Annotated in this window: 23 protein-coding genes and 3 tRNA genes; 18 read left to right on the top strand and 8 right to left on the bottom strand. The window is 34.4% G+C overall.

All coding sequences use genetic code 11. The annotated features are described in order from the left end of the window. Positions 1-82: 82 nt before the first annotated feature. From R2782_RS05865 to R2782_RS05850, 4 genes are all read left to right on the top strand, one after another. Entirely contained in the window at positions 83-511 is a 429-nt protein-coding gene (locus tag R2782_RS05865; RefSeq protein WP_371267143.1) for a PaaI family thioesterase, read from the top strand. A gap of 2 nt (positions 512-513) precedes the next feature. Beyond that, complete coding sequence (locus R2782_RS05860; protein WP_371267142.1) at positions 514-1539, top strand: chorismate-binding protein; 1026 nt, start codon at positions 514-516, stop codon at positions 1537-1539. 2 nt (positions 1540-1541) lie between these two features. Continuing rightward, the gene (gene bshB1 / locus R2782_RS05855) at positions 1542-2264 is read left to right on the top strand and encodes a bacillithiol biosynthesis deacetylase BshB1 (RefSeq protein WP_371267141.1); all 723 of its coding nucleotides are present in this window, start codon (positions 1542-1544) and stop codon (positions 2262-2264) included. A 63-nt stretch (positions 2265-2327) separates the two neighbouring features. Beyond that, positions 2328-2403: transfer RNA gene (locus R2782_RS05850), tRNA-His, on the top strand. A 96-nt stretch (positions 2404-2499) separates the two neighbouring features. Here R2782_RS05850 and R2782_RS05845 read toward each other — a convergent pair. After that, entirely contained in the window at positions 2500-2913 is a 414-nt protein-coding gene (locus R2782_RS05845; RefSeq protein WP_371267140.1) for a hypothetical protein, read from the bottom strand. Positions 2914-3049: 136 nt separating this feature from the next. Continuing rightward, positions 3050-5653 carry an ATP-dependent chaperone ClpB gene (clpB, locus tag R2782_RS05840; protein ID WP_371267138.1) on the bottom strand — a complete coding sequence of 868 codons (2604 nt, stop codon included), beginning with the start codon at positions 5651-5653 and terminating at the stop codon, positions 3050-3052. Between the two features lie 161 nt (positions 5654-5814). Here clpB and ytxJ point away from each other — a divergent pair, with 161 nt between their 5' ends. Beyond that, on the top strand, positions 5815-6213 hold the full coding sequence (gene ytxJ, locus R2782_RS05835; protein WP_371267137.1) for a bacillithiol system redox-active protein YtxJ: 399 nt from the start codon (positions 5815-5817) through the stop codon (positions 6211-6213). A gap of 67 nt (positions 6214-6280) precedes the next feature. Then, the gene (locus tag R2782_RS05830; RefSeq protein WP_371267136.1) at positions 6281-6922 is read left to right on the top strand and encodes a protein-L-isoaspartate(D-aspartate) O-methyltransferase; all 642 of its coding nucleotides are present in this window, start codon (positions 6281-6283) and stop codon (positions 6920-6922) included. Here the strand turns inward: R2782_RS05830 and smpB are convergent. Continuing rightward, entirely contained in the window at positions 6919-7371 is a 453-nt protein-coding gene (smpB, locus tag R2782_RS05825) for an SsrA-binding protein SmpB (protein ID WP_371267135.1), read from the bottom strand. The two genes, R2782_RS05830 and smpB, sit on opposite strands and share 4 nt — an antisense overlap. Positions 7372-7511: 140 nt before the next feature. Here smpB and R2782_RS05820 point away from each other — a divergent pair, with 140 nt between their 5' ends. Together R2782_RS05820 and R2782_RS05815 are read left to right on the top strand one after the other, a co-directional pair. Continuing rightward, positions 7512-8195: an OmpW family protein gene (locus R2782_RS05820; RefSeq protein WP_371267133.1), complete on the top strand. Its 684-nt coding sequence runs from the start codon at positions 7512-7514 to the stop codon at positions 8193-8195. A gap of 148 nt (positions 8196-8343) precedes the next feature. Continuing rightward, on the top strand, positions 8344-9858 hold the full coding sequence (locus tag R2782_RS05815) for a S8 family serine peptidase (RefSeq protein WP_371267132.1): 1515 nt from the start codon (positions 8344-8346) through the stop codon (positions 9856-9858). A 49-nt stretch (positions 9859-9907) separates the two neighbouring features. Here the strand turns inward: R2782_RS05815 and R2782_RS05810 are convergent, their stop codons facing one another. Next, the gene (locus R2782_RS05810) at positions 9908-10393 is read right to left on the bottom strand and encodes a phosphoglycerate mutase family protein (protein ID WP_371267131.1); all 486 of its coding nucleotides are present in this window, start codon (positions 10391-10393) and stop codon (positions 9908-9910) included. 93 nt (positions 10394-10486) lie between these two features. Between R2782_RS05810 and R2782_RS05805 the strand changes: the two genes are divergently transcribed. The 4 genes from R2782_RS05805 to R2782_RS05790 all read left to right on the top strand — a co-directional run bounded on the left by R2782_RS05805 (position 10487) and on the right by R2782_RS05790 (position 13582). Further along, positions 10487-10560: transfer RNA gene (locus tag R2782_RS05805), tRNA-Pro, on the top strand. 183 nt (positions 10561-10743) lie between these two features. Then, a complete protein-coding gene (locus R2782_RS05800; RefSeq protein ID WP_371267130.1) occupies positions 10744-11037 on the top strand; it encodes a hypothetical protein in 294 nt (97 codons plus the stop codon). Between the two features lie 12 nt (positions 11038-11049). Continuing rightward, a complete protein-coding gene (locus tag R2782_RS05795) occupies positions 11050-11343 on the top strand; it encodes a hypothetical protein (RefSeq protein WP_371267129.1) in 294 nt (97 codons plus the stop codon). A gap of 166 nt (positions 11344-11509) precedes the next feature. Then, positions 11510-13582 (top strand): M1 family metallopeptidase, encoded by a 2073-nt coding sequence (locus R2782_RS05790; protein WP_371267128.1) that lies wholly within the window; start codon positions 11510-11512, stop codon positions 13580-13582. On the opposite strand, the gene R2782_RS05785 is transcribed toward R2782_RS05790, so the two are convergent. Continuing rightward, complete coding sequence (locus tag R2782_RS05785) at positions 13579-14103, bottom strand: hypothetical protein (protein WP_371267127.1); 525 nt, start codon at positions 14101-14103, stop codon at positions 13579-13581. The genes R2782_RS05790 and R2782_RS05785 overlap by 4 nt on opposite strands. Positions 14104-14273: 170 nt before the next feature. Here R2782_RS05785 and R2782_RS05780 point away from each other — a divergent pair, with 170 nt between their 5' ends. The 5 genes from R2782_RS05780 (at position 14274) to guaB (ending at position 21501) form a co-directional block, all read left to right on the top strand. Next, positions 14274-16598, top strand: a complete 2325-nt coding sequence (locus R2782_RS05780; RefSeq protein WP_371267126.1) for an ATP-dependent helicase — start codon at positions 14274-14276, stop codon at positions 16596-16598. A 178-nt stretch (positions 16599-16776) separates the two neighbouring features. Next, complete coding sequence (locus R2782_RS05775) at positions 16777-17253, top strand: DUF6495 family protein (protein ID WP_371267125.1); 477 nt, start codon at positions 16777-16779, stop codon at positions 17251-17253. Between the two features lie 36 nt (positions 17254-17289). Beyond that, entirely contained in the window at positions 17290-19281 is a 1992-nt protein-coding gene (gene ligA, locus R2782_RS05770) for an NAD-dependent DNA ligase LigA (protein ID WP_371267124.1), read from the top strand. Next, the gene (locus R2782_RS05765) at positions 19274-19963 is read left to right on the top strand and encodes a lysoplasmalogenase family protein (RefSeq protein ID WP_371267123.1); all 690 of its coding nucleotides are present in this window, start codon (positions 19274-19276) and stop codon (positions 19961-19963) included. The genes ligA and R2782_RS05765 overlap by 8 nt, the downstream gene beginning before the upstream one ends. A gap of 65 nt (positions 19964-20028) precedes the next feature. Next, entirely contained in the window at positions 20029-21501 is a 1473-nt protein-coding gene (gene guaB, locus R2782_RS05760) for an IMP dehydrogenase (protein WP_371267122.1), read from the top strand. A gap of 264 nt (positions 21502-21765) precedes the next feature. On the opposite strand, the gene R2782_RS05755 is transcribed toward guaB, so the two are convergent. Next, positions 21766-21847, bottom strand: a tRNA-Tyr gene (locus tag R2782_RS05755). A gap of 151 nt (positions 21848-21998) precedes the next feature. After that, the gene (locus R2782_RS05750; protein WP_371267121.1) at positions 21999-23129 is read right to left on the bottom strand and encodes a redoxin domain-containing protein; all 1131 of its coding nucleotides are present in this window, start codon (positions 23127-23129) and stop codon (positions 21999-22001) included. A gap of 177 nt (positions 23130-23306) precedes the next feature. On the opposite strand from R2782_RS05750, the gene R2782_RS05745 reads away from it, so the two are divergent. Then, on the top strand, positions 23307-24275 hold the full coding sequence (locus R2782_RS05745; RefSeq protein WP_371267120.1) for a Gfo/Idh/MocA family protein: 969 nt from the start codon (positions 23307-23309) through the stop codon (positions 24273-24275). Positions 24276-24360: 85 nt separating this feature from the next. On the opposite strand, the gene R2782_RS05740 is transcribed toward R2782_RS05745, so the two are convergent. Continuing rightward, positions 24361-25062: a peroxiredoxin gene (locus tag R2782_RS05740; RefSeq protein ID WP_371267119.1), complete on the bottom strand. Its 702-nt coding sequence runs from the start codon at positions 25060-25062 to the stop codon at positions 24361-24363. Positions 25063-25198 lie beyond the last annotated feature (136 nt).

Below are 25198 nucleotides of genomic sequence, written 5' to 3'. Positions count from 1 at the left end.
AAATCAATTAATTAAACGAATTTAAGGTGATTTTAGTTTACACGCCATTGAAAATCTCTATTTTTACCAAAAAATAAAAACTATGACTTTAGATAAAGTTGCCATACTTCAAAACTGTAATGATTTCAGCAAAAATACTTTAATGGAAACCCTTGAAATTGAATTTATTGATGTGGGAGAAGATTTTTTAAAAGCCAAAATGCCTGTCAATTCAAGAATTCATCAACCCATGGGTTTGTTACATGGGGGAGCTTCGGTAGCATTGGCCGAAAGTGTGGGAAGTGCCGCTTCGATGTTGTTTGTAAATGCAGAAAAACAAGAGGTGCGTGGCATTGAAATTTCAGCAAACCATTTACGAAGTAAACGAGAAGGAACTGTTTTTGCCACTGCTAAAATTATTCATCAGGGAAGAAGTATTCATCTTTGGGAAATTAAGATTGAAGATGAAGAAGGAAAACTAATTTGTCTCTGCAAATTATCCAATATTGTTTTACCTAAAAAGAATCAGTAAGGATGACAATTTTGTCTAAAGTTAAAATGCATTTGGAACAAAATTTACCTTTTGTCTTGTACACACTTCCGAATGAAAATAGACTATGCGGTTTTTTTCAAAAAGAGAATTTATTATATAATTTCACAGGACAGAGTGGGTTTGTTTTTGTTTCTTTTGATGGGAATAAAAAATATATAATTCCTTCGACAAATTCTATGTTTTTTGAAGAAAGAGTTCGATTGGATTCAAAAAATATTTTAGAAATAGAGAATCATTTTTCAAAAAAGGATAGAGAATATTTTGAAGAAATCGTTCTAAAAGCGGTCGATGAAATTCAAAATGGCGATTTTGAAAAAGTAGTGCTTTCTAGAAAAATTGTATTGGTAAAGAAGGTAAATTTGATTGAAACTTTTTCAATACTAATCAATCGTTACCCAACTGCTTTTCGCTACTTTTTTTATCATCCGCAAATTGGTTGTTGGATGGGAGCAACCCCAGAACAATTGATTAAGGTGGAAAACAATCATTTTGAAACCGTTTCGTTGGCAGGAACACATCAAAAAAATAGTTTTGAAAAATGGTCTACAAAAGAAATTCAGGAACAACAAATTGTGACCGATTATATTTTAGAAGCCATTCATAAAGAAACACTTTCCATAAAAGTTACGGAGCCATTTACGGTAGAAGCGGGTTCTATAGTTCATTTAAAAACGATTATATCCGGTGAAGTTCATTCGATAGAAAACACAAAAAAAATCCTTGAAAATTTGCATCCTACACCTGCGGTTTGTGGATTTCCTAAAGAAAAAGCCATACGATTCATTTTTGAGAATGAAAATTATGACCGAAAATTCTATGCCGGATATTTAGGTTTATGGAATGAAGATGAAGCATCTTGTAATCTTTTTGTAAATTTACGTTGTTTAGAAGTTGAAGAAAATAAAATAAACATTTATGTTGGTTGTGGGATTACAGGAGAAAGTGACCCTGAAAAAGAATTTTTTGAAACCGAACATAAATCACAGATTATGAAAAGTATATTGTAAATATGGATTACCAAATTGATATATTAGCTTTTGGAGCTCATCCGGATGATGTGGAATTAGGTTGTGCCGGAACAATTGCCAAAGAAATTTCGATGGGAAAAAAAGTTGCCATCATTGATTTAACGGAAGGTGAATTGGGAACACGTGGTTCGGTTGAAATTCGTTATAAAGAATCTGCGAGGGCTTCGGATATTTTAGGTATTTCGTTTCGAGAAAACCTAAAAATGCGGGATGGTTTTTTCAAAAATGATGAAGAACATCAACTACAGGTAATTAAAATGATTCGAAAATACCGTCCAAAGATTGTGTTATGCAATGCGGTAGACGACCGTCATATCGACCATGGAAAAGGAGCAAAGTTGGTCTCAGATGCGTGTTTTTTATCCGGTTTAAAGCGAATTGAAACGATTTTAGATGGCGAAAAGCAAGAAGCTTGGCGACCAAATGTTGTCTTTCATTACATCCAATGGAAAGATTTAAAACCGGATTTTGTGGTGGATATTTCCGGTTTTATGGATAAAAAAGTGGAAGCCATTATGGCATATGATTCACAATTTTATAATCCGAATTCTGATGAAACAATTACACCAATTGCTACTCAGAACTTTTTAGACAGCATAAAATACCGTTCTCAAGACCTCGGAAGACTCATTGGAACTGATTTTGCTGAAGGATTTACTGTGGAAAGATATGTGGCTGTCAATAGCTTAGATGATTTGCTGTAAAATATTGTAAAAATCTTTGCAAAATTAAAGGTTTGCACTATATTTGCACTCGCTAAAACAAATGGTGATTGTAGCTCAGTTGGTTAGAGCGTCGGATTGTGGTTCCGAAGGTCGCGGGTTCGAGACCCGTCTTTCACCCTTGCAACAAAAGCTTCGAGGTTTCTCGAGGCTTTTTTTTGTGCGTAAATACTAAAATCTACCTAATAATAATGTCATTTATAACATATATTTTAATTTATATTGAATTAATTTTTATGGGTAAGACATATTGACATCGAACTTGTTTTTCATTTTTAAAAGCTGGATACCAAGGTTCCTCAAATTTATTCATCACTCGAAAAAGTTCTTTTTTATAGTTTTCAGGAACCTTATTGACTACTTTGATATCACTGATAGTACCGTCTACTTCTACGATAAAACTACACACAATTTCAGAAACAAAAGTATCACTTTTAGGAAATTTAAAATTGCGGGATAAAAATCGATACATTGCATTTTCGCCGTACATCAATTTAGGTTTACGATCAACCTCGTTTTCCAAAAATACTTTTTCTCCCGGAACAGTGTGGTTTAAAATTTTGGTATAATCTTTATTGGTTTGTGCGAAAGAGGCCAATGATAATAACAATAAGAATACGTATGATTTCATTATTTAAAGAATTTGTCATAATAAAAACTCAATTTTTTTAATAAAAGTATGAAATTCTATAAATTAAAATGCAAAAGCACCAACTCATTTAAGAGTTAATGCTTTCAACCTAACTAATCAATTTATGAAAAACTACTTACTTTACTAATTCACTTTGGTTTCTAAAAATCAATTCATTATCAAAACTATCTAACAAAATGATACTTTCTGTTTTAACTTTTCCACTCAAAATTTCTTTAGATAGTTTATTGAGCACTTCTCTTTGGATGACACGTTTAACGGGTCTTGCACCGAATTGTGGATCATAGCCTTTTTGTGCTAAATAGTCGATAGCTTCTTGGGTAGCATCCAAAGTAATCTGTTGTTGAGCTAACATTTTTGTAACACTTTTTAGCTGTAACTTTACAATTTCTCTGATGTTTTCATTATTTAAAGGAGTAAACATCACAATTTCATCAATTCTATTAATGAATTCCGGACGAACGGTTTGTTTCAATAAACCTAATACTTCCACTTTAGCTGCTTCGGTTACAGCCTCTAATCCACCCTTCAGGTTCTCAAATTTTTCCTGAATAATATGGCTTCCCATATTAGAAGTCATGATAATAATTGTATTTTTAAAATCTGCTACACGACCTTTATTATCGGTCAGTCTGCCTTCATCTAGTACTTGTAAAAGGATATTGAAGGTGTCGGGATGAGCTTTTTCAATTTCATCTAATAAAACAACAGAATAAGGTTTACGACGAACAGCTTCGGTCAGTTGACCTCCCTCATCATAGCCCACATAGCCGGGAGGAGCACCTACTAATCTACTCACAGCGTGACGTTCTTGGTACTCACTCATATCGATACGAGTAATAGCATTTTCATCGTCAAATAAATACTCGGCTAACGCTTTGGCTAATTCCGTTTTTCCAACACCGGTTGTTCCTAAAAAGAGGAATGTACCGATTGGTTTTTTCATGTCTTGTAACCCTGCACGACTTCTTCGAACAGCATCACTAATCGCTTCAATTGCTTCCTCTTGACCTACTACACGATGGTGTAATTCATCTTCAAGTTTTAATAATTTTTCACGCTCGCCTTGTAGCATTTTTGTAACCGGTACGCCGGTCCATTTTGCTACCACCTCCGCAATGTCCTCTCTAGTTACTTCTTCTTTAATCAGTGAAGTTCCGGATTGGTTTTCTTGCAATTGAATTTGTAATTTATCTAAGTGTTCTTGAGCTTCTTTTATTTTACCATAACGGATTTCTGCGACTTTACCATAATCTCCTTCTCGTTCAGCACGTTCAGCTTCTAATTTAAAATTTTCGATTTCAACTTTTATATTTTGAATATTATCAACAACTTCTTTTTCGGATTTCCATTTGGCAAAAATTTCGTTGCGTTCTTCTTTTAAATTAGCTAATTCTAGTCCCAGTATTTTCAATTTAGCTTCGTCATTTTCTCGTTTTATGGCTTCGATTTCAATTTCTAATTGCATTATTTTTCGATCCAAAACGTCTAATTCTTCAGGTTTTGAATTAATTTCCATACGCAATTTAGAAGCGGCTTCGTCCATTAAATCAATAGCTTTGTCAGGAAGAAAACGATTTGAAATATAGCGTTGTGATAATTCCACCGCTGCAATAATTGCTTCGTCTTTGATGCGAACTTTGTGGTGTGTTTCATATTTTTCTTTAATGCCACGTAAAATTGAAACGGCACTTTCTGTGTCGGGCTCGTCCACCATAATTTTTTGAAATCGTCTTTCCAATGCTTTGTCTTTTTCAAAATACTTTTGGTATTCATCTAGAGTGGTGGCTCCAATGGCACGTAGTTCACCCCTTGCTAAGGCTGGTTTTAAAATATTGGCTGCATCCATAGCACCTTCACCACCACCAGCACCAACCAAAGTATGTATTTCATCAATAAAAAGTACAATATCACCTTCTGAATTGATGACTTCTTTTACCACCGATTTTAAGCGTTCTTCAAATTCACCTTTATATTTAGCTCCTGCTATTAAAGCACCCATGTCTAAAGAAAAAACAACCTTATCTTTCAGGTTTTCGGGAACATCGCCGGCAACGATTCGATGAGCCAATCCTTCGGCAATGGCTGTTTTACCTACACCCGGTTCACCAACTAGCATTGGGTTGTTTTTGGTTCTCCTTGAAAGAATTTGCAAGACTCTACGAATTTCTTCATCACGACCAATAACCGGGTCAAGTTTTCCTGATTTTGCTAATTCGTTAAGGTTTTTAGCATACTTGTTTAAGGCGTTATATGTTTCTTCAGCTGAAGCCGATGTTACTCGTTCTCCTTTTCGTAGTTCAGTTATAGCAGCTTCGAGTTCTTTTTCTGAGACTCCTTGATCTTTTAAAATTTGTGCCACTTTACTTTTTGATTTGAAAACAGCTAAGAGTAAATGTTCAATAGAAACATATTCATCATTCATTTTTTTTGCTATAATGGCTGCTTCATTTAGCATTGTTCCGGCCTCTCTTGAAAGCATCATTTCGCCACCGTTGACTTTAGGAAAGCTTTGTATTGTACTATCTAAAATTTGAGAGAACAAAGGAATATTGACATTTATTTTTTTCAAAATAAATGGAGCCACATTTTCGTCAACTTCTAAAATTCCTTTTACTATATGCTCGTTTTCAAGTTGTTGTTGACCAAAACCCTGGGCTATTTGCTGGGCTTGTTGCAATGCTTCTTGAGATTTAATTGTTAAATTTTTTAAGTTCATTTTTTTATATTTTATGCTTTTTACAAAGTAATACCTACTAATTAAGTATCTTTGTTGAATAGTTGTCAACTACTATTCCAATGTAAAATAGATGACAAAATGACTGCTTTTTAACTGAAGTAAGTCAAAAAATAAGTCAAAATGTCTTGAAATGTGTCAAAATGAGTTTTTTTACCAGTTTATTTACTAATTCGAATCAGGAGAAACCGTCTAAGCTGAAATGGATACAATTAACTGATTTGGGTCAACTGAATGAGTTAATGGAATTATCGTTTCAAAAACCTGTTTTGATTTTCAAACACAGTACACGTTGTAGTATTAGTCGGTTTGCATTAAAAAACTTTGAAAATGACTATGATTTTTCAGATGGCAAGCTTCAATCGTTTTATTTAGATTTGTTAGCCTACCGAAATATCTCAAATGAAATAGCTTCTCGTTTTGGTGTTACACATCAATCTCCACAAATTCTCCTTATTAAGGAAGCGAAATGTATTTATCATATTTCGCATGATGGGATAGTGTTTGAAGACGAAAAAAATGTTTTACTTTCTCTTGCTTAGGAGGTTTTAATTTTAATGAAGTTTAACTATTTTTAATTTATTTTTACCTGACAAAACAGTTATTCAAGTGAGAGATACAGAAAAACATCAAGGTCTTCGAAATCAATTAGTAAAATTATTGAAAGAAAAAGGAATAACAGATAATAATGTTTTGGAGGCGATACGTAAAATACCAAGGCATTTATTTCTTGATTCCGGTTTTGAACAATTTGCATACCAAGATAAGGCTTTTCCGATTGGAGCCGGTCAAACTATTTCACAGCCTTTCACTGTTGCTTTTCAATCACAATTATTAGCAGTTAAAAAAGGAGATAAAATACTTGAAATAGGAACTGGTTCAGGTTATCAAACAGCTGTTTTATGTTCGATGGGGGCAAAAGTATATTCGGTTGAGAGACAAAATGAGTTATTCAAAACCACTTCACTATTGTTACCAAAATTAGGAATTCGCCCTAAGCACTTATCGTTTGGAGATGGATATAAAGGTCTGATTAATTATGCTCCATTCGACAGTATTATTGTAACGGCGGGGGCTCCTGTAATCCCAAAACCTTTAATGGCTCAGCTTAAAATAGGAGGAAGGTTAGTTATTCCTCTTGGTGAAAAAGAACAAATTATGACTTTACTACTTCGTAAAAACGAGACCCAGTTTGAAAAACATGAATTTGGAGAATTTCGGTTTGTACCGTTGTTAGAGGATAAAAATTAGAAACTTTTCTTTACCCTATCAATATCTCGTTGGGTATCTCGGTCTTTAATGGTTTCTCGTTTGTCATAGTTTTTCTTTCCACGACACAAGGCAATTTCCATTTTTGCCAATCCTTTATCATTGATAAACATACGTAGGGGAACAATAGTTAATCCTTTATTTTGTAAACTTTTTTCCAAGCTTTTCAGTTCTTTTCTGTTTAATAAAAGTTTTCGTTCGCTTTTTGCTTTATGATTATAATGCGTACCAAAGGAATATTCTTCAATTTGTGAATTAATGACAAATAATTCATGTTTATGAAATTCACAAAAACTTTCTGTAATAGACGCTTTACCTAAACGGATAGATTTAATTTCAGTTCCTGTTAAAACAATTCCTGCATCATATCGCTCCAAAATTTCATAATCAAATTTGGCTCTTCTGTTCAGTATGTTGATCGTTTTTTGCATAGGAGTGCAAATGTATGAACAAATTTTTACGAAATCTAACATTTTATACTGTAGAAATATTTTTCATTCAATGACTTTTATCAGTAATCGTGTCTTTTGTTAAAATTACTTTTGAACTGTAATTTTAATAAATAATAAAAATGAAAAAAATAGTTTATGCATTTGTAATAATGTCATTGTTCATTACAAATTTCACACAAGCTCAGGAAGAAAAAAGTAGTGATTTTAAGAGATGGCAAGTTCGTTTAAGAGGTATTGGTGTAGTACCAAACGAAAGTGCTACTATCGGAATTATTGAAGGAGATGTAGCCATTTCTAATGAGATTGTTCCGGAATTGGATTTTACCTATTTTTTTACCAAAAACTTTGCAGCAGAATTAATTTTAGGCACAACAAAACATGATGTTAACACCGTTGGTTCTGATATTTCTGCCATAGGTGGACCAACAACTTTTAATGTAGATTTAGGAAGCGTAATGCTATTGCCACCCACATTGACTGCTCAATATCACTTCTTCCCGTTAAAAGACAAAAAATTTAAGCCTTATCTTGGAGCGGGAGTCAATTATACTTTATTTTATAATGTAAAAGAGGGTAGTATTGTGAAAGGTGTTGAGTATGATAATGCTATCGGTTTTGCTGCTCAGGTTGGTTTTGATGTTATGTTTGATGATACTTTTTTTGTGAATTTTGATGTAAAACGGTTGTTCTTAAAAACAGATGTTTCTGTAGATGCAACGAACTTAGCAGAAGGGTTAATTATTCCCGCTGAAGTTGATATAAATCCATGGATTATTGGCCTAGGTTTTGGTATGAAATTTTAATATAAAGAATTGGTTTATTTCTTCTATTTATTATTGAAAAGGTTGATGTATCTACATCAGCCTTTTTTTATTAACTATTTATTAACTATTTATTTTTTAAATCATTTTATTGTTATATTCGTTATACTAAAGCTAAAAAAGTATAAGTATGATAAAAAATGTAATCAAAATTTCAGTTTTGGCATTATTGGTTTTTGCTTCTTGTTCAAAAGAAGAAGATTTTAAAGAAGAATTAATTATTATTGAAAATCAACAAGACCCACTAACAGCCCGTCAGATTAATGACAAAATCAATTCATTTAATCAAAACGGTAAAAAGTTTTATTGGAAAGAAGCTAGTACACACATGTTGTGGAGTGCTGTATTAAAAGGAAATAATTTAGTTACCATTGGGTTTGGTAAAAACAACAATGATTTTGATCGTTCGTTATCCAATTCGGCGAACCAAATGCAAACCGAAATTTTAAATTTAATTAAACGTTATGAAACGGATCAGACAGAAGACATTCTGATTTATGAAGATTCATTTCTTAATTTAATTGACGTTCGAATTACCAAACAAGAAACATTAGAAGCTCTCCGAAGAAACCGAAATGTTCGCTATGTTGAACCGGCAGATTACCGCTATTTTACCTATGAAAATCAAGGGAGCCCGGGAGATAATGAAGTTCAATCAAGTTCCGGCTGTGGCTATAGTTCATCGACGTTAAGCACGGCAGATTATACAACTGTTGCACCTAATGCAAGAGTGCCTTGGGCTTTTTATAAACATAATATTCCGGCTGCTTGGAGTTTGACATCAGGAAGTGGTATAACTATTGGAGTAGTTGATACAGGTCTGTCACCTCAACAATCTCTGATGAATGGAAGTTTTAATACAGGGCAATCTTCAGGACGTTTTGTACAAAAATACGGAACTTATGTTGATTCTGTTTGGCCGTGGTCTACTACAACTGATGGTGTGAATGATTTGTGTAGTCATGGAACAAGCATGTCTTCTGTGGCAACCGCTCCTCGAAATAATGCCGGTTTGCCCGTTGGAGTAGCTTATAATGCTAATTTAGTTTCCTATCGTGCTTCCTCCGATGTAGTTTTGAATGGTTATCATGAACAAAAAGGGGTTCAAAATGCGTTTACTGCATTAGGAAATCGTTCAGATGTGAAAATCATTTCCATGTCTATGGGACATATCTTCTCAGTAGGGAGAATTACAGACGGAGTACGTTATGCCAATAATAAAGGGAAGTTAATTTTTTGTGCCGGTGGAACATCCACTTCATTCACCAATTTTGTTGGTGTAATTTTTCCTGCTTGGATGCCAGAGACGGTAGCGGTTACCGGAATAAAAGAAGCTTCTACCTACCAAAAATGTGATGTTTGTCATAGTGGGGCTGAAATTGATTTTACCATTATGATGGAGCGTGCCGGAACAGGTAATACAGTTCCGGTGTTAAGTTACTATAATAACCAAGCAGATTATGTAGGAGGATCATCTGTAGCTACTGCCACTACTGCCGGTATTGCAGCATTGGTTTGGGCTAAAAATCCAAGTTGGACAAAAACTCAAGTCCTTACTAAGATGAAACAGTCTTCACAATTTTACCCTACCAAAAACTCGCAATTTGGTCACGGAATCATCAATGCGTTGACAGCAGTTCAATAAAAAAACTGATTCGAAAAATGTTTGAAAAGCCTCTCAATTGAGGCTTTTTTTATTTATGATGCGTAAGTTTATGTTCAATTTTATCAGCAATAACAGTAATTGTATACAGATTCTCAAATTCATTTTCATTCATTTGCAAGTAAATTTCATCATTTAATAGAATATTTATTTGATTTGGAATCGTATTACTGTGCCCAACGATTAAAATGGTTTTACCGCGGTGCTTTTCAATAGTTTCTTTTAATGAGAATTTTTTAGCATCATAAAAAAGAACATTTTTTTGTTTGGAAGTAGCAATGGTACTGCATGTCATTTGAGTTCTTTTGGTGAGCGTGGTATAAAAGATATCAATTGATTTTTTTTCAAAAAGTTTTGTCCAACGAACAGCTCTCTTGATTCCTTCTTCCGAAAGTTCCGGATCATTAGAATTATCGACTTTTTCAGCATGACGAATAAGGTAAAGTGTAGTAACCTCGGATTGTGCTGTAGTTTGTTGAAAAACAAGTAGTAATAAATAAAATAGAATGGTTTTCATGAAATACTTTTTTATAAAAGTATAAATTTGAAAATTTCTACATCATTATTTTTGGGATATTATTTTCAAACCATTACTTTTGCCATCACTTTTCGGGATGTAGCGCAGCCTGGTAGCGTACTAGCATGGGGTGCTAGGGGTCGCTGGTTCGAATCCAGTCATCCCGACAAAAATCTCTTGAGCTTAGCTCAAGAGATTTTTTTTTTTACCTAAACTAAGCCAATTTTTTTATTTAAATTTTACTCTTTTTAAAAAATATTCAAAAAAAAATCGATAAAAATATTGTTTTTTAAAAAATTATGTTAAATTTGAGTCCCCTTAAATCTATTATTAACCTAAATTGTCTATTTATGGCTACTATTTATGAATCCATCGAAAACGAGAAAATTTCTTCACTCGTGTTTCCGAAATCCGATGTTTTAAGTAGAAACGAAGCAATTCATCAGCGACTCGCAGAGTTAAAAATGGCCTTAACATTCGGTAATCTCGATTATTTTAAGATTAAAATTTATTTTGAAGACAATCTCTCTAAAAAGGTTGTTGAGGCTAAAGTATGCGGTGTAACAAAGAACCGTGTAATTTTAACCCAAGGTATAGGTATTCCGATTAATAGAATTTATAGGACCTTCAAGTTTTATAATTAAATTATACTATTTATGATAGAAACAGTTACCTCTTTCTTTGAACCAATCGAGAAAGAAATAATTCATTCTTTGCATTTTCCGCAAATAGATGTTTTGGAAGATAAGCAATTAAAAAGAACCAGAATAGCAGGACTCTCAAGAGCATTAGCATTGGGTAATCTAGAGCATATTAAAACCAAAATTTACTTTGAAGATGATTTGTCCAAACGTGTTGTAGAAACTACTATTTGGGGAATTACTGACGATAAAGTGATTTTGAAAAAAGGAGCAATTATACCGATAAACAGAATCTATTATTCGCAATAGATTTCTAGTTAGTTTGTTAAGTTGAAACACCAACTGTGCCGGTTGGTGTTTTTTTTTTAAACTACATGATAAACGTAAAATAGATTTTTATAAATCTAAATAAATTAACTATTTCCAGATTCGTCAAATCGAAACTATGTATCTTTGTTATTCATTCAAAGATTTCATGCGATACTTTTTTTTACTTTTTTTCTCCATCTCCTTCGCTCAACAATCTCAAAAAGTTGATTTTAAAACGTTACACGCGACTTTACTTCCGAATCCGATTGAAAAATCAATTTCAGGAGAAGTAAAGTATGAATTTCAGGTTCTGTCTTCCATCGATACCATTACTATTGATGCGATTCGAATGGGTTTTTCTAACGTAAAAATCAACGGTAAAACCGTAAATTTTAAAAATTCTCAAAAAGCTCTACAATTATTTGAAGGATTTAAAAAAGGTAAAAACACGCTGACTTTTAACTACAAAGCTATTCCCAAACAAACGCTTTATTTTATCGGAGAAGGAGAAAATTTACAAATTTGGACACAAGGTCAAGGAAAATTCACCAGCCATTGGTTACCCAGTTTTGATGATGTAAATGAAAAAGTTATCTTTAATTTATCATTAGAATTTGATTCATCATTTGAAGTTCTTTCTAATGGAAAACTAGACGAAACAACGATTTACCCTTCACTTTCAAATCCAAATAAAATTTGGCACTATAAAATGAAAAAACCAATGTCATCTTATTTAGTGATGATGGCCATCGGAAAATTCGCCAAGCAAACAGCCAAAACTAAATCGGGAACGCCATTAGAATTTTATTTAGATGAAAAAGATGTAAATAAATTTGAAACAACGTACAAATACACCACCCAAATTTTCAACTTTTTTGAACAAGAAATAGGTGTGAAGTATCCTTGGGAAGTTTACCGCCAAGTTGCTGTTCGTGATTTTTTGTATTCCGGAATGGAAAACACCACTTCTACCATTTTTTCACAAGATTTTGTGGTGGATGAAATCGGGTTTAACGATAAAACTTATATTAACGTCAACGCACACGAACTGGCTCACCAATGGTTTGGTAATCTGATTACCGCCGAAACCGGTAAACACCATTGGTTGCAAGAAGGTTTCGCAACCTACTATGCTTTGTTGGCAGAGAAAGAACTTTTTGGCGACGATTATTTTCAATGGGAATTGTATGAAATGGCCGAGCGTTTGCAACAAGCTTCTAAAACCGATACGATTCCGTTATTGAATGAAAAAGCAAGTTCGCTTACATTTTATCAAAAAGGAGCTTGGGCTTTGCACTTTTTAAGAGAAAGTATCGGAGCAGAAAACTTTCAAAAAGCTGTCAAAAATTACTTGAAAAAATATGGCTTTAAAAACGTTAATACAACTCATTTTCTTAAAGAAGTTAACGCAGTTTCCAATTTTGATACAGCAAATTTTCAACTAAATTGGCTTGAGAAATCAGGATTTGAAGTCAATCAAGCACTGGATTTGCTAAAGAAAAACAGTTTCATAAAATCATATTTAGAATTGATCGAACAACAACCCAAACCGTTTGTGGAAAAAGCAGCCTTGTTTGAAACCATTTTAAAAAGTAACAATTTTTATCCTATCAAAGAAGAAGTGATTTTTCAATTGGCTGAAATTCCTTTTGAAGAGAAGGAAGAATTGCTAAACCTCGCTTTGGCTTCCAAAAATACCAAAGTGCGTCAGTCAGTTTCGCGAATTATGATTGAAATTCCACGCAATTTTCAGTCGGAATACGAAACGTTGCTCAACGATGATTCTTATATTACTAAAGAAATCGCATTGGGAACGTTATGGAAATTATTTCCCGAACGACAAGAATATTACCTCAATTTATCCAAAAACTGGGTCGGATTTAACGATAAAAATTTACGAATTTTATGGCTCACATTGGCCTTGATTTCAGAAGGTTACGAAGTGAATAATAAAGTAAATTTTTATGATGAGTTATTAGATTATTCTTCTCCAAAATACGAAAGTTCAATCCGCCAAAATGCACTAACCAATTTACTTTACCTGAATCCAAACGACCAAAACATTCTTCAAAATTTGGTCAACGCCACTACGCATCACAAATGGCAATTCACCCTTTTTGCACGCAATCAAATTCGGGAATTAATCAAAACTGAGCGACACAGAAAGTACTTTCAGGAGATTTTGCAGACATTAAATTCCGCAGAACAAAATCAGTTAAAGCGATTACTCGAAAACTAACTTATCATTTGAATTACCTCAAATTTCAAATAACTAATTGCCACATAACTAGGTGATTGTTTGTCTAATAAATCACTTAAAATCACTTCTCTCAACTTGTGCGAAGTATCCACGCGGTCACTCATATTCGACTTTCTAATCGACTGAATGATAGTGTTTTTTGCGGTGGTAATCACCGTCCAACATTCCTCTGTAATATAAATTTGTTGCGTCAAATTATGCTCAAATTCTTGTTCAATTTGCTGAATTAATAAATTCTCATATGCATTTTTATCATCCGAAAGCGGAGCCACACGAATCAATAATTTTGCCGGATTGATTCGTTCCAAATACAAAACCATTCGCTCGTACGCCTGCAAACGAATTGGCAACGACTCCTTTTGCAACGCCTTTCGCATCAAATGTTTTCGTCTGTCTTCCAGACCTTTATGATGCAAATGAAAAAATGAATAAGCCACAATTCCGGTTATTATCGCCGGCAGAGTGTACGACAAAAGTTCAATCCATTTAATTGATTCCATATTATTAGTTTTATGATTTGGAGCTGTTACTGCATTCCGATAGAAAATTTTGTATGCATCAAGTGCACATTTTCATAACTACAAAAATAGAATTTTAGTTGATAAATCGTAATAATTTTAATTGTAATAAATCACAAGTAAGCTTATTTTTGAAATTTGCTATAAATACTATGATACAAGAATATATCAATCAACTCAACGATGCCCAACGAGCACCGGTACTTCAAAAAGACGGGCCAATGATTGTGATTGCCGGAGCTGGTTCCGGAAAAACGCGTGTGTTGACCATGCGTATTGCCTATTTAATGAGTTTAGGTGTAGATGCATTTAATATTTTGGCCTTAACATTTACCAACAAAGCCGCTCGTGAAATGAAAAAACGTATCTCTGATATCGTTGGCAGTAACGAAGCAAAAAACCTTTGGATGGGAACTTTTCACTCCGTATTTGCCAAAATTCTTCGCATTGAATCGGAGAAATTAGGCTATCCGAGTAATTTTACTATATATGATACCCAAGACAGTGTGAGGTTAATTGGTGCCATCATCAAAGAAATGCAACTCGACAAAGACATTTACAAACCCAAGCAATTGTTGGGCAGGATTTCTTCGTATAAAAATTCATTAATCACCGTCAAAGCTTACTTCAACAATCCGGAATTAATGGAACAAGATGCTATGAGTAAAAAACCGAGATTGGGAGAAATTTATAATAATTATGTAGAGCGTTGTTTCAAATCTGGAGCGATGGATTTTGATGATTTATTACTCAAAACAAATGAGTTACTCAGTCGTTTTCCGGATGTTTTGGCTAAATACCAAGATAGATTTCGTTACATTATGGTCGATGAGTACCAAGATACCAATCATTCACAATATTTAATTGTCCGTGCTTTGTCTGATCGCTTTCAAAATATTTGTGTAGTAGGTGATGATGCTCAAAGTATCTATGCCTTTCGTGGAGCTAACATTAATAATATTCTGAATTTCCAAAAAGATTACGCTGATGTGCAAACTTTTCGTTTAGAACAAAATTACCGATCGACCAAAAATATTGTACAAGCTGCTAATTCAATCATCGATAAAAATAAGACCAAACTCGACAAAGTGGTTTGGACTCACAACCAAGACGGACCTAAAATAAAGGTCAATCGTAGCATTACCGATGGGGAAGAGGGGCGATTTGTGGCTTCCACCATTTTTGAAGAAAAGATGCGAAACCAAATGAAAAACGGTGAGTTTGCCGTTTTATATCGTACCAATGCTCAATCTCGTGCGATGGAAGATGCCTTGCGAAAACGAGACATTCCGTACCGAATTTATGGTGGATTATCGTTTTATCAACGCAAAGAAATTAAAGATGTGTTGAGTTATTTGCGATTAATCATCAACCCAAAAGACGAAGAAGCCTTGGTTCGGGTCATCAATTATCCCGCACGTGGAATTGGGGATTCTACTGTTGAAAAATTAACAGTGGCGGCCAATCATTACAAACGTTCCATTTTTGAAGTCATGGAAAATATAGATAAGATTGACCTCAAGCTCAACTCCGGAACCAAGCAAAAACTAGAAGATTTTGTAATGATGATTAAAAGTTTTCAGGTCATCAACGAAAACCAAGATGCTTTTTATTTAGCAGAACATGTGACCAAAAAAACAGGACTAATTCAGGAATTAAAGAAGGATGGCACACCTGAAGGGATTCAACGCATTGAAAATATTGAAGAATTGCTTAACGGTATCAAAGATTTTATCGAAGGGCAAAAAGAAATTGATGGTGCACGCGGAGCTCTATCCGAGTTTTTAGAAGACGTAGCCTTGGCAACCGATTTAGATAAAGATACCGGCGATGACGACCGTGTGGCGTTAATGACCATTCATTTGGCCAAAGGATTAGAATTTCCTACGGTTTTTATTGTAGGAATGGAAGAGGATTTGTTTCCTAGTGCGATGAGTTTAAATACCCGAAGTGAACTGGAAGAAGAACGTCGTTTATTTTATGTAGCCTTGACCCGTGCAGAACATCAGGCTTATTTGACTTATGCTCAATCCCGTTACCGTTGGGGAAAACTGATGGATAGTGAACCTTCACGTTTCATTGAAGAAATTGACGACAAATTTTTGGAATACGTGAGTCCGGTTGAAACCGGTTATCGCTATAAACCAATGATTGACAATGATATTTTTGGCGATGTGGACAAATCAAAATTGCGATTAGCGAAACCCACCAACGGAACACCACCTAAACGATATGGTGAAGAACCTTCGTCAACTCTACGTAAATTAAAACCTGTTGCCGGTAAATCTCCATCAACAAACAATTTATTTGATTCGGGACTTATTTCAGGAAATATTGTAATGCACGAACGTTTTGGAAAAGGTGAAGTGTTAAGCATTGAAGGAGTAGGAGCAGACAAAAAAGCAGAAATAAAATTTGATGTGGGTGGGATAAAAAAGTTGTTGCTTAGGTTTGCGAAACTAGATGTGATTGGATAAAGTTTAAAGGTTTAATAGTTTAAAAGATTATGGGCAAATGGTTTTTAACAGAAAATATTTCCCTAACCTTGTCATCCCGACGCAGGAGGGATCTTATAAAATAATGAAAAATTAAAAACTAAGCTTCTTAGTTTCTCAGCAACTCAGAATCTCAGCGACTTAGCAACTCAGAAAAAAAATGAAATACACCAGACTAACTAAAGAACAATTCGAAGCCTTACACCATGAATTTGCTAACTTTTTAGCCACACAATCCATTGATAAAAAGGAATGGGATGACTTAAAAACTAACAAACCCGAAGTAGCCGAACAAGAGCTCGATGTGTTTTCAGATTTGATTTGGGAAGGCGTTTTAGTACAAACTAAATACGTAGAACATTTTTCAAAAAATCATATTTTCCTTTTTAATTGTTTGGATACCGAAGTAAGATCGATTGTATTGAAAACATTGGAACCTGAAGTTGATTTTATGACTTCCAAAGGATTGGAATGGATGGTGAATAATTTATTTACCGATGCGATTGATATTCACGTTGGCAAAAAAGAATACCAAGGCGAACGCAATGCCGCTATATTTGACATTATCCAACAAGGAGCGATTTTAAGTGACGGACAATTATACCAACAAATTGATAATATTGTAAACGCAAAGTAAACCTAAGTACCTCAGAACCTTAGTACCTTTAAAAAAATGGACATCCAAACCAAAATTCAATCCCTTCGTGACGAACTCAACCAACACAACCATAACTATTATGTGTTGGATAAACCCACTATTTCTGATTTTGAGTTTGATCAATTACTAAAAAAATTACAAGATTTAGAAACGCAACATCCTGAATTTTTTGATGAAAATTCGCCAACACAACGAGTAGGAGGAAGTATTACCAAAAATTTTAACACTGTTGTGCATGAACATCGAATGTATTCATTGGATAATTCTTATTCTAAAGAGGATTTAATGGATTGGGAAGTAAGAATTCAAAAGATTTTAGGAAATGTAAATTTGGAATATACGTGTGAATTAAAATATGACGGAGCTTCTATCAGCATCACGTATGAAGACGGAAAATTGAAAAAAGCGGTCACGCGAGGCGATGGATTTCAAGGCGATGAAGTGACCAACAACATCAAAACCATTCGTTCGATTCCATTGCAATTAAAAGGAAATTATCCACCAAAATTTGATATTCGCGGGGAAATTATTTTGCCTTTTGCCGGATTTGAAAAAATGAATCTGGAACTAATTGAAATTGGCGAAACCCCTTATTCCAACCCAAGAAATACAGCTTCCGGTAGTTTGAAACTGCAGGATAGTGCCGAAGTGGCCAAACGGCCATTGGATTGTTTGTTGTACAATATTATTGGTAAAAGTCTCCCTTTTACAACTCAGTTTGAAGGATTAGAATATGCCCGAAAATGGGGATTTAAAGTACCCACGCAATCCAAATTGGCCAAAAATATGCAAGAAGTGTTGGATTACATTGCCTATTGGGATGTACACCGCCACGATTTGCCCTATGAAACCGATGGCGTAGTTATCAAAGTCAACAGTTTACAATACCAAGATGAATTGGGTTATACGGCCAAATCACCTCGTTGGGCCATGGCATATAAATTCAAATCGGAGCAAGTTTCCACCCGATTGAATTCGATTTCCTATCAAGTAGGAAGAACGGGAGCGATTACGCCGGTGGCTAATTTAGAACCGGTTCAATTGGCAGGAACGATTGTGAAAAGAGCTTCGTTGCACAATGCCGACCAAATTGAAAAACTAGACATTCGCATTGGCGATAAAGTTTTTGTGGAAAAAGGCGGTGAAATTATTCCGAAAATTATTGCCGTTGCAGAGCGTGGCAATGAAACCGAACCCACGCAATACATCACGTATTGTCCCGAATGTCAAACGAAATTGGAACGTAAAGAAGGCGAAGCCAATCATTATTGTCCGAATTTTTATGGTTGTCCGCCTCAGATTGTTGGTCGCATTCAGCACTACATTACCCGGAAAGCAATGGATATTGAAGGGTTGGGAGGCGAAACGGTGGCGTTGCTTTATCAAAATGGTTTAGTGAAAAATTATGCGGATTTGTATGATTTAAAAATCGAACAAATTCTTCCGTTGGAACGAATGGCTCAAAAAAGTGCGGAAAATTTAATCAACGGAATTGAAAAATCAAAAGAAGTACCATTTGAGCGGGTTTTGTATGCGTTGGGAATTCGGTATGTAGGCGAAACAGTCGCTAAAAAATTAGCGAAACATTATAAAAATATAGACGCTATTGCGAATGCCAGTTTGATGGATTTGATTTTAGTAGATGAAATTGGTGATAAAATTGCCCAAAGTGTCATCGAATTTTTTGAGAATAGCGAAAATAGAATAATCATTGAGCGTTTAAAAGCGGTTGGAATTCAGTTTGAATTGATTGAAAAAAACACGCAAGTGAGCAACAAACTAAGAGGAAAAACGTTTGTAGTTTCGGGTGTTTTTGAAACTTTTACACGGGATGATTTGAAAAAAGCCATCGAAGATAACGGCGGAAAAGTAGGAAGTTCCATTTCAGCAAAAACCGATTATGTTGTTGCCGGTGCGAATATGGGACCGGCCAAATTGGAAAAAGCCAATCAATTAAATATTCCGATTATTAGTGAAAATGACTTTATAGAATTAATCAATGAATAAACAAAAACCGGCTCTATACCTGTATTTCTTCTCCTGTTTATTGGTTTTGACAGCCATTTTTTTTGATATTGAGGAGTTAGAATTATTTGCCAAACCTATAGTAATTCCGGCAATCTATTTTTATTATCTACAACACCGATTTAAACGAATGAATTGGTGGTTTTCTATATCTTTATTAGCCTGTTTTATTGGTGAAATATTGTTTTTACTTGATTCGAATTTTGATGTATTATGGATAATTCTGTGTTTTTTTATTAGTTACTGTATTTTAATTAAATTCGGAGTCGATGATTTAGTGCCGCAAAAACTTTCTGTTTCCAATATCATGTTAGGAATTTTGATTGTTGTTTTTCTATTATTTGTCTTATTTTCCATCATCGATTTGATCGAACCTGAATCTACAGAACGTTATATCATCTTTTTGTTTTATGGATTAACATTAATGATTCTCACTGTTATATCATTACTAAATTTCTTTTCAGAAGCTTCCAAAGCTGCATTATATTTTTCAATTATGGCCCTGTGTATAGTGATTTCAGATGTATTTTATTCATTTTATCACTTTATCGAACCTATTGATTTATTTAATTATATTAATGTCTTTTTTCAATTAGCTTCTTATTATTGTATGGTTTCTTATTTTTTAGTTAGGATAGAAAAGCCTTCAAAATTTAACCGTTAATTCATTCGTATTTTGTATCGTTAAATTTTGTATATTTGCACGCAATTTAACTACAAATTGCAACCATGAAAGCACACACAACTAAAATCATCGGCGAAGGATTAACTTACGATGATGTTCTGCTGATTCCCAACTACTCTGAAGTTTTACCCCGCGAAGTAAGTATTCAATCTAAATTTTCTCGAAATATAACACTGAATGTTCCAATTGCCTCTGCTGCAATGGATACAGTGACCGAAAGTTCTATGGCAATTGCAATGGCTCAAGAGGGAGGTATAGGTGTTTTGCATAAAAATATGTCCATTGAGCAACAAGCCACAAAAGTCAGAAAAGTGAAACGAGCGGAGGCAGGAATGATTTTAGACCCAGTAACGTTACCATTAACCGCAACAGTTGGCGATGCAAAAGCAGCGATGCGTGAATTTAGTATTGGTGGAATTCCCGTGGTGGATGAAAACGGAATTTTAAAAGGTATTGTAACCAACCGTGATTTACGTTTCGAAAAAATAAATTCACGTTCGATTTTGGAAGTCATGACCTCAGAAAATTTAATTACAGCCGAAGAAGGTACGACTTTACAGCAAGCAGAAGGAATTTTGCAAGAAAACAAAATCGAAAAACTTCCAGTGATTGATAAAGACTACAAATTGATTGGATTGATTACCTTTCGGGATATTACAAAATTAACCCAAAAACCGATTGCCAATAAAGATAAATTCGGACGTTTGCGTGTGGCGGCTGCTCTTGGCGTAACGGCTGATGCGTTAGAACGTGCCACCGCTTTGGTAAATGCAGGTGTAGATGCGGTCATAATCGATACAGCTCACGGACATACACAAGGCGTTGTAACGGTTTTAAAGCAAGTAAAAGCCAAGTTTCCCAATTTGGATGTGGTGGTTGGAAATATTGCGACACCTGAAGCCGCTTTATATTTAGTAGAAAACGGAGCCGATGCTGTGAAAGTCGGAATCGGACCAGGTTCTATTTGTACAACTCGTGTAGTAGCCGGAGTTGGTTTTCCACAGTTTTCTGCGGTGTTGGAAGTGGCTGCAGCGATTAAAGATACTGGCGTTCCGGTGATTGCGGATGGTGGAATTCGCTATACCGGAGATATTCCGAAAGCGATTGCAGCCGGAGCGGATTGTGTGATGTTAGGTTCCTTATTAGCCGGAACAAAAGAATCGCCGGGTGAAACCATTATTTTTGAAGGAAGAAAATTCAAATCCTACCGGGGAATGGGTTCGGTGGAAGCAATGCAAGAAGGTTCCAAAGACCGTTATTTTCAAGATGTAGAAGATGATGTGAAAAAATTAGTTCCGGAAGGAATAGTGGGCCGAGTTCCATACAAAGGTGAATTAAACGAAAGTATGCAACAATTCATTGGCGGTCTTCGTGCCGGTATGGGCTATTGCGGAGCCAAAGATATTCCGACTTTAAAAGAAACGGGAAGGTTCGTGCGAATAACAGCCAGTGGAATAGGGGAAAGCCATCCTCATAATGTGACGATTACGAAGGAAGCTCCGAATTATTCGAGGTAAAATTTTATTATATTCATACAATATAGGCCCATGGTTTAAACCGTGGGCTATTTTTTTACCCAAGACAAAAATCCCCGACACTTACAAAAGCGAGCTTTCTTCAATTCAATTTTGTGGTAAGGTTTCGTGGTTTTTCATAGGACATTATTTGCTGGCGAGACAGGATTACCTTCGGTGAACCTGAGTGGAGGAAACCTTACCCAAAACAAAAACTCCCACTACTTACAAAAGCGAGCTTTTGACGTATCAGGAGTTTTTGTTTTGTGGGGAGAGCAGGATTCGAACCTGCGAAGATGTAATCAGCGGATTTACAGTCCGCCCTCGTTGGCCGCTTGAGTATCTCCCCCCTGCATAATGCGGATGCAAATATAGAATTGTTTTTACATTGTGCAAACCTTTTTACGCTATAATTTCCATTTAAATGATAAGGGTTTGGGAATGAGTAGAATAAAAAAATCCCCAATATGGGGACTTTACTTATCTTTATTTATTAAAAATTAGGAACCTAATAATTCAATAACTTTTGCTTTTAATTCTTCACCTCGTAAATCTTTGGCAACAATTTTTCCGGAAGCATCTAAAATAAAAGTTGCCGGAATACTTTTCACATTATATTTTTTTGCTATGGGTTCGTTCCAATATTGAAGGTTAGAAATTTGGGTCCAAGTTAGTTTATCAGCCTTTATAGCATCTTTCCATTTGTTTTCGTCACCTTCTTTGTCAAGAGAAACACCAATTATATTTAAACCTTTGTCATGAAATTCGTCATATAAAGCAACAACATTTGGATTTTCTTTTCGACAAGGTGCACACCAAGAAGCCCAAAAATCAATAATGGTAACTTTTCCTAGAGACTCTTTTAATGAAACCATCTTTCCTTCCGGATTGGGTGCGGAAAATTCCGGTGCTTGCTTGCCAACTTCGGCTGCAGAAGAATTGCTAATCATTTCTCCTACTGATTTACCCGGTTTAGTTTCCTTAATAGAATTGTCTAGATTATTAAATATTTTTTCTATTCTAACAAAATCAGCTTCAGGTTGGTAAAGCATACTTTGAATCATTAATACACAGATGTAGGCTTTTGGATTTTCTTCACAAAAAGTATAATTATAATTTTTCTCTTCTTCTTTTAATTTTAAAAAGCCATCTCGTAATGCATTTACTGTTAGTGTATCATTTGCTTGAACGGCTGTTTCCATTTTACTTTGGTTAATACTTCTGTAGTCAGCCATTTTCTTCTGAATTTTTGTCTGTCCTAAATTGTACTTTGCGAATTGTTCATTATTAAATGTACCCCCAATTTTAGATTTATTGATGCTGTCTTTTAAAACCGTAACATTTATTTCTCCATTTTCTAGAACAAATACAACCTTTCCGGGGATATTTTCCACTTGTAAAAAGTGAAGCTCCGGTTCATTAGAAATGCCTTTAAACTCAAATTTTCCATCCATAACTACGCTTGTATCTATGGATTTTAAACTCATATTTTCATCTTGCGTTTCAAGAATAATAAATTTCCCGTTTTCAATTCCTTCAGCACTTCCTTTTATAACAAATTCGTTATCCCCTAATTTATTACATGCTATAAACAAAGAAGCAGAGATAAGCAAAACAACTATTTTTTTCATTTTTTATGATTATTTATTTTGATTGCAAAAGTATTCAAAAAACATATAAAACTTGTATGGATTAACTTATTTTTGACTTATATAAAAATTATATTTTTTATTTATTTACAATACTTTGATGGTATTCTCTTATTTTTATCAAAACTTTTTTTAATTCAAAAATTATTTAAATAAAACATGGAATCAATTAGATGGGGTATTATTGGTTGTGGTAATGTAACAGAAAGCAAAAGTGGGCCAGCCTATTCAAAAACAAACGGATTTGAATTACATGCCGTCATGCGAAGAAATATTGAAAAAGTAAAAGATTATGCTTTTCGGCACAAAATACCTCACTATTTTACAGATGCTGATGAATTGATTAATCACCCAGAAATTGATGCGGTGTATATAGCTACTCCTCCTGATTCACATAAATTCTATGCATTAAAGGTAGCTCAAGCCGGAAAGCCCTGTTGTATTGAAAAACCAATGGCTTTAAATTATCACGAGTGCGTAGAAATTCTCAATGCTTTTGAAGAAAAGAAATTACCTTTATTCGTAGCTTATTACAGAAGGTCATTACCACGATTCAATCAAATAAAAGAATGGTTAGATTCAAATGAAATCGGTGAAATTCGTCATGTTAGTTGGTTTTTAAGTAAAAATCCCTCTCCGGTTGATTTAGCACAAACATATAATTGGAGAACCGACTCGACAATTGCACCCGGAGGTTATTTTGAAGATTTAGCCAGTCACGGTCTCGATTTGTTAGTACATTATTTTGGAGAAATTACTTCAGTCCAAGGAATTAGTCTTAACCAGCAAAATCTTTATTCTGCGAAAGATGCCATTGTTGCCAATTGGCTGCATAAATCAGGTGTAACGGGTTCGGGAACATGGAATTTTGGCAGTTTTGAACGTAATGATAAAGTAGAAATTATCGGTAGTAAAGGCAAAATTGGATTTGCTGTTTTTGAAGAGCTACCGATTCAGTTGACGAATCAAGATGGTTCAAAAGAATTGTTTATTAATCATCCCGAAAACATTCAACTCCATCATGTTCAAAACATGCGAGACCATCTTTTAGGAGTTTCTGTTCATCCTTCTCTCGGAAAATCGGCCGCTCACACTAATTGGCTAATGGATAAAATTCTAGGATTCTAATTTTTCAATAAATTTTAGAAATTTTTTTTTAATAAAAAAAACCGTCCTTTTCAGAACGGCTTCTTCACATTTGCTTACCTTGATTTTATTTTTTTAAAACGGTATTTAATACTAAATCTTTGTCTAATTTTTTGGTACAGAAAAACCAATCTTTACAATCTAAGTTTTCAGTATCATCCATGCGTTCTTTGGCTACTCCGCATGACCCTGCAGTGGGTACAATAACATCATCACCCGGTATCCAATCTGCAGGACATGCAATATCAAAAGCATCTGCGGTTTGCAACGCAATCAAAGCTCTGTAAATTTCATCAAAATTTCGTCCTATGCTTAATGGATAATATAAAATAGTACGGATAGTTCCTTTTGGATCTACAAAAAATACTGCTCTTACCGCTTTGGTATTGCTTTCTCCTTCCATGATCATACCGTATTTTTTGGAAACTTCCATCGTGATATCTTCAATCAAAGGGAATTTTACTTCAATGTCTTTCATTCCTTTGTACTCAATTTTTTCTTTTATGGTTCTTAACCATGCTATATGGCTATATAATCCATCAACTGAAAGTCCTAATAATTCACAATTTGCTTCTTGAAATTGTTTTTCCATACTGGCAAAAGTCATGAACTCAGAAGTACATACCGGTGTAAAATCAGCCGGATGACTAAAAAAGATAACCCATTTTCCTTCATAGTCTTTTGGAAAGTTGATGGTTCCTTGTGTTGAAATTGCAGTAAATTCAGGTGCTTGTTCACCAATTCTTGGTATAAATACTTGATTTTCCATTTTATGTTTTTTATAAATTAATATTTTTTTATGAGACAAATTTCGTCTGTTTATTCCAACTGAATTGTAACAAAAGTTTCACATAATAATATTTTTCTATTATTTTTTTTAAACGATAGATTATTGTTATTTAATT

Source organism: Flavobacterium sp. (assembly GCF_041392085.1).
Classification (GTDB): domain Bacteria; phylum Bacteroidota; class Bacteroidia; order Flavobacteriales; family Flavobacteriaceae; genus Flavobacterium.
The sequence above is the reverse complement of the archived record's forward strand: the minus strand, read 5'-3'. Positions and strand labels throughout refer to the sequence as shown.

Bases quoted from the DNA above. Each gene is read 5' to 3' on its own strand.
- R2782_RS05865 (WP_371267143.1), top strand. From the start codon at position 83: ATGACTTTAGATAAAGTTGCCATACTTCAAAACTGTAATGATTTCAGC.
- R2782_RS05860 (WP_371267142.1), top strand. From the start codon at position 514: ATGACAATTTTGTCTAAAGTTAAAATGCATTTGGAACAAAATTTACCT.
- bshB1 (WP_371267141.1), top strand. From the start codon at position 1,542: ATGGATTACCAAATTGATATATTAGCTTTTGGAGCTCATCCGGATGAT.
- R2782_RS05845 (WP_371267140.1), bottom strand. From the start codon at position 2,913: ATGAAATCATACGTATTCTTATTGTTATTATCATTGGCCTCTTTCGCA.
- clpB (WP_371267138.1), bottom strand. From the start codon at position 5,653: ATGAACTTAAAAAATTTAACAATTAAATCTCAAGAAGCATTGCAACAA.
- ytxJ (WP_371267137.1), top strand. From the start codon at position 5,815: ATGAGTTTTTTTACCAGTTTATTTACTAATTCGAATCAGGAGAAACCG.
- smpB (WP_371267135.1), bottom strand. From the start codon at position 7,371: ATGCAAAAAACGATCAACATACTGAACAGAAGAGCCAAATTTGATTAT.
- R2782_RS05820 (WP_371267133.1), top strand. From the start codon at position 7,512: ATGAAAAAAATAGTTTATGCATTTGTAATAATGTCATTGTTCATTACA.
- R2782_RS05815 (WP_371267132.1), top strand. From the start codon at position 8,344: ATGATAAAAAATGTAATCAAAATTTCAGTTTTGGCATTATTGGTTTTT.
- R2782_RS05810 (WP_371267131.1), bottom strand. From the start codon at position 10,393: ATGAAAACCATTCTATTTTATTTATTACTACTTGTTTTTCAACAAACT.
- R2782_RS05800 (WP_371267130.1), top strand. From the start codon at position 10,744: ATGGCTACTATTTATGAATCCATCGAAAACGAGAAAATTTCTTCACTC.
- R2782_RS05795 (WP_371267129.1), top strand. From the start codon at position 11,050: ATGATAGAAACAGTTACCTCTTTCTTTGAACCAATCGAGAAAGAAATA.
- R2782_RS05790 (WP_371267128.1), top strand. From the start codon at position 11,510: ATGCGATACTTTTTTTTACTTTTTTTCTCCATCTCCTTCGCTCAACAA.
- R2782_RS05785 (WP_371267127.1), bottom strand. From the start codon at position 14,103: ATGGAATCAATTAAATGGATTGAACTTTTGTCGTACACTCTGCCGGCG.
- R2782_RS05780 (WP_371267126.1), top strand. From the start codon at position 14,274: ATGATACAAGAATATATCAATCAACTCAACGATGCCCAACGAGCACCG.
- R2782_RS05775 (WP_371267125.1), top strand. From the start codon at position 16,777: ATGAAATACACCAGACTAACTAAAGAACAATTCGAAGCCTTACACCAT.
- ligA (WP_371267124.1), top strand. From the start codon at position 17,290: ATGGACATCCAAACCAAAATTCAATCCCTTCGTGACGAACTCAACCAA.
- R2782_RS05765 (WP_371267123.1), top strand. From the start codon at position 19,274: ATGAATAAACAAAAACCGGCTCTATACCTGTATTTCTTCTCCTGTTTA.
- guaB (WP_371267122.1), top strand. From the start codon at position 20,029: ATGAAAGCACACACAACTAAAATCATCGGCGAAGGATTAACTTACGAT.
- R2782_RS05750 (WP_371267121.1), bottom strand. From the start codon at position 23,129: ATGAAAAAAATAGTTGTTTTGCTTATCTCTGCTTCTTTGTTTATAGCA.
- R2782_RS05745 (WP_371267120.1), top strand. From the start codon at position 23,307: ATGGAATCAATTAGATGGGGTATTATTGGTTGTGGTAATGTAACAGAA.
- R2782_RS05740 (WP_371267119.1), bottom strand. From the start codon at position 25,062: ATGGAAAATCAAGTATTTATACCAAGAATTGGTGAACAAGCACCTGAA.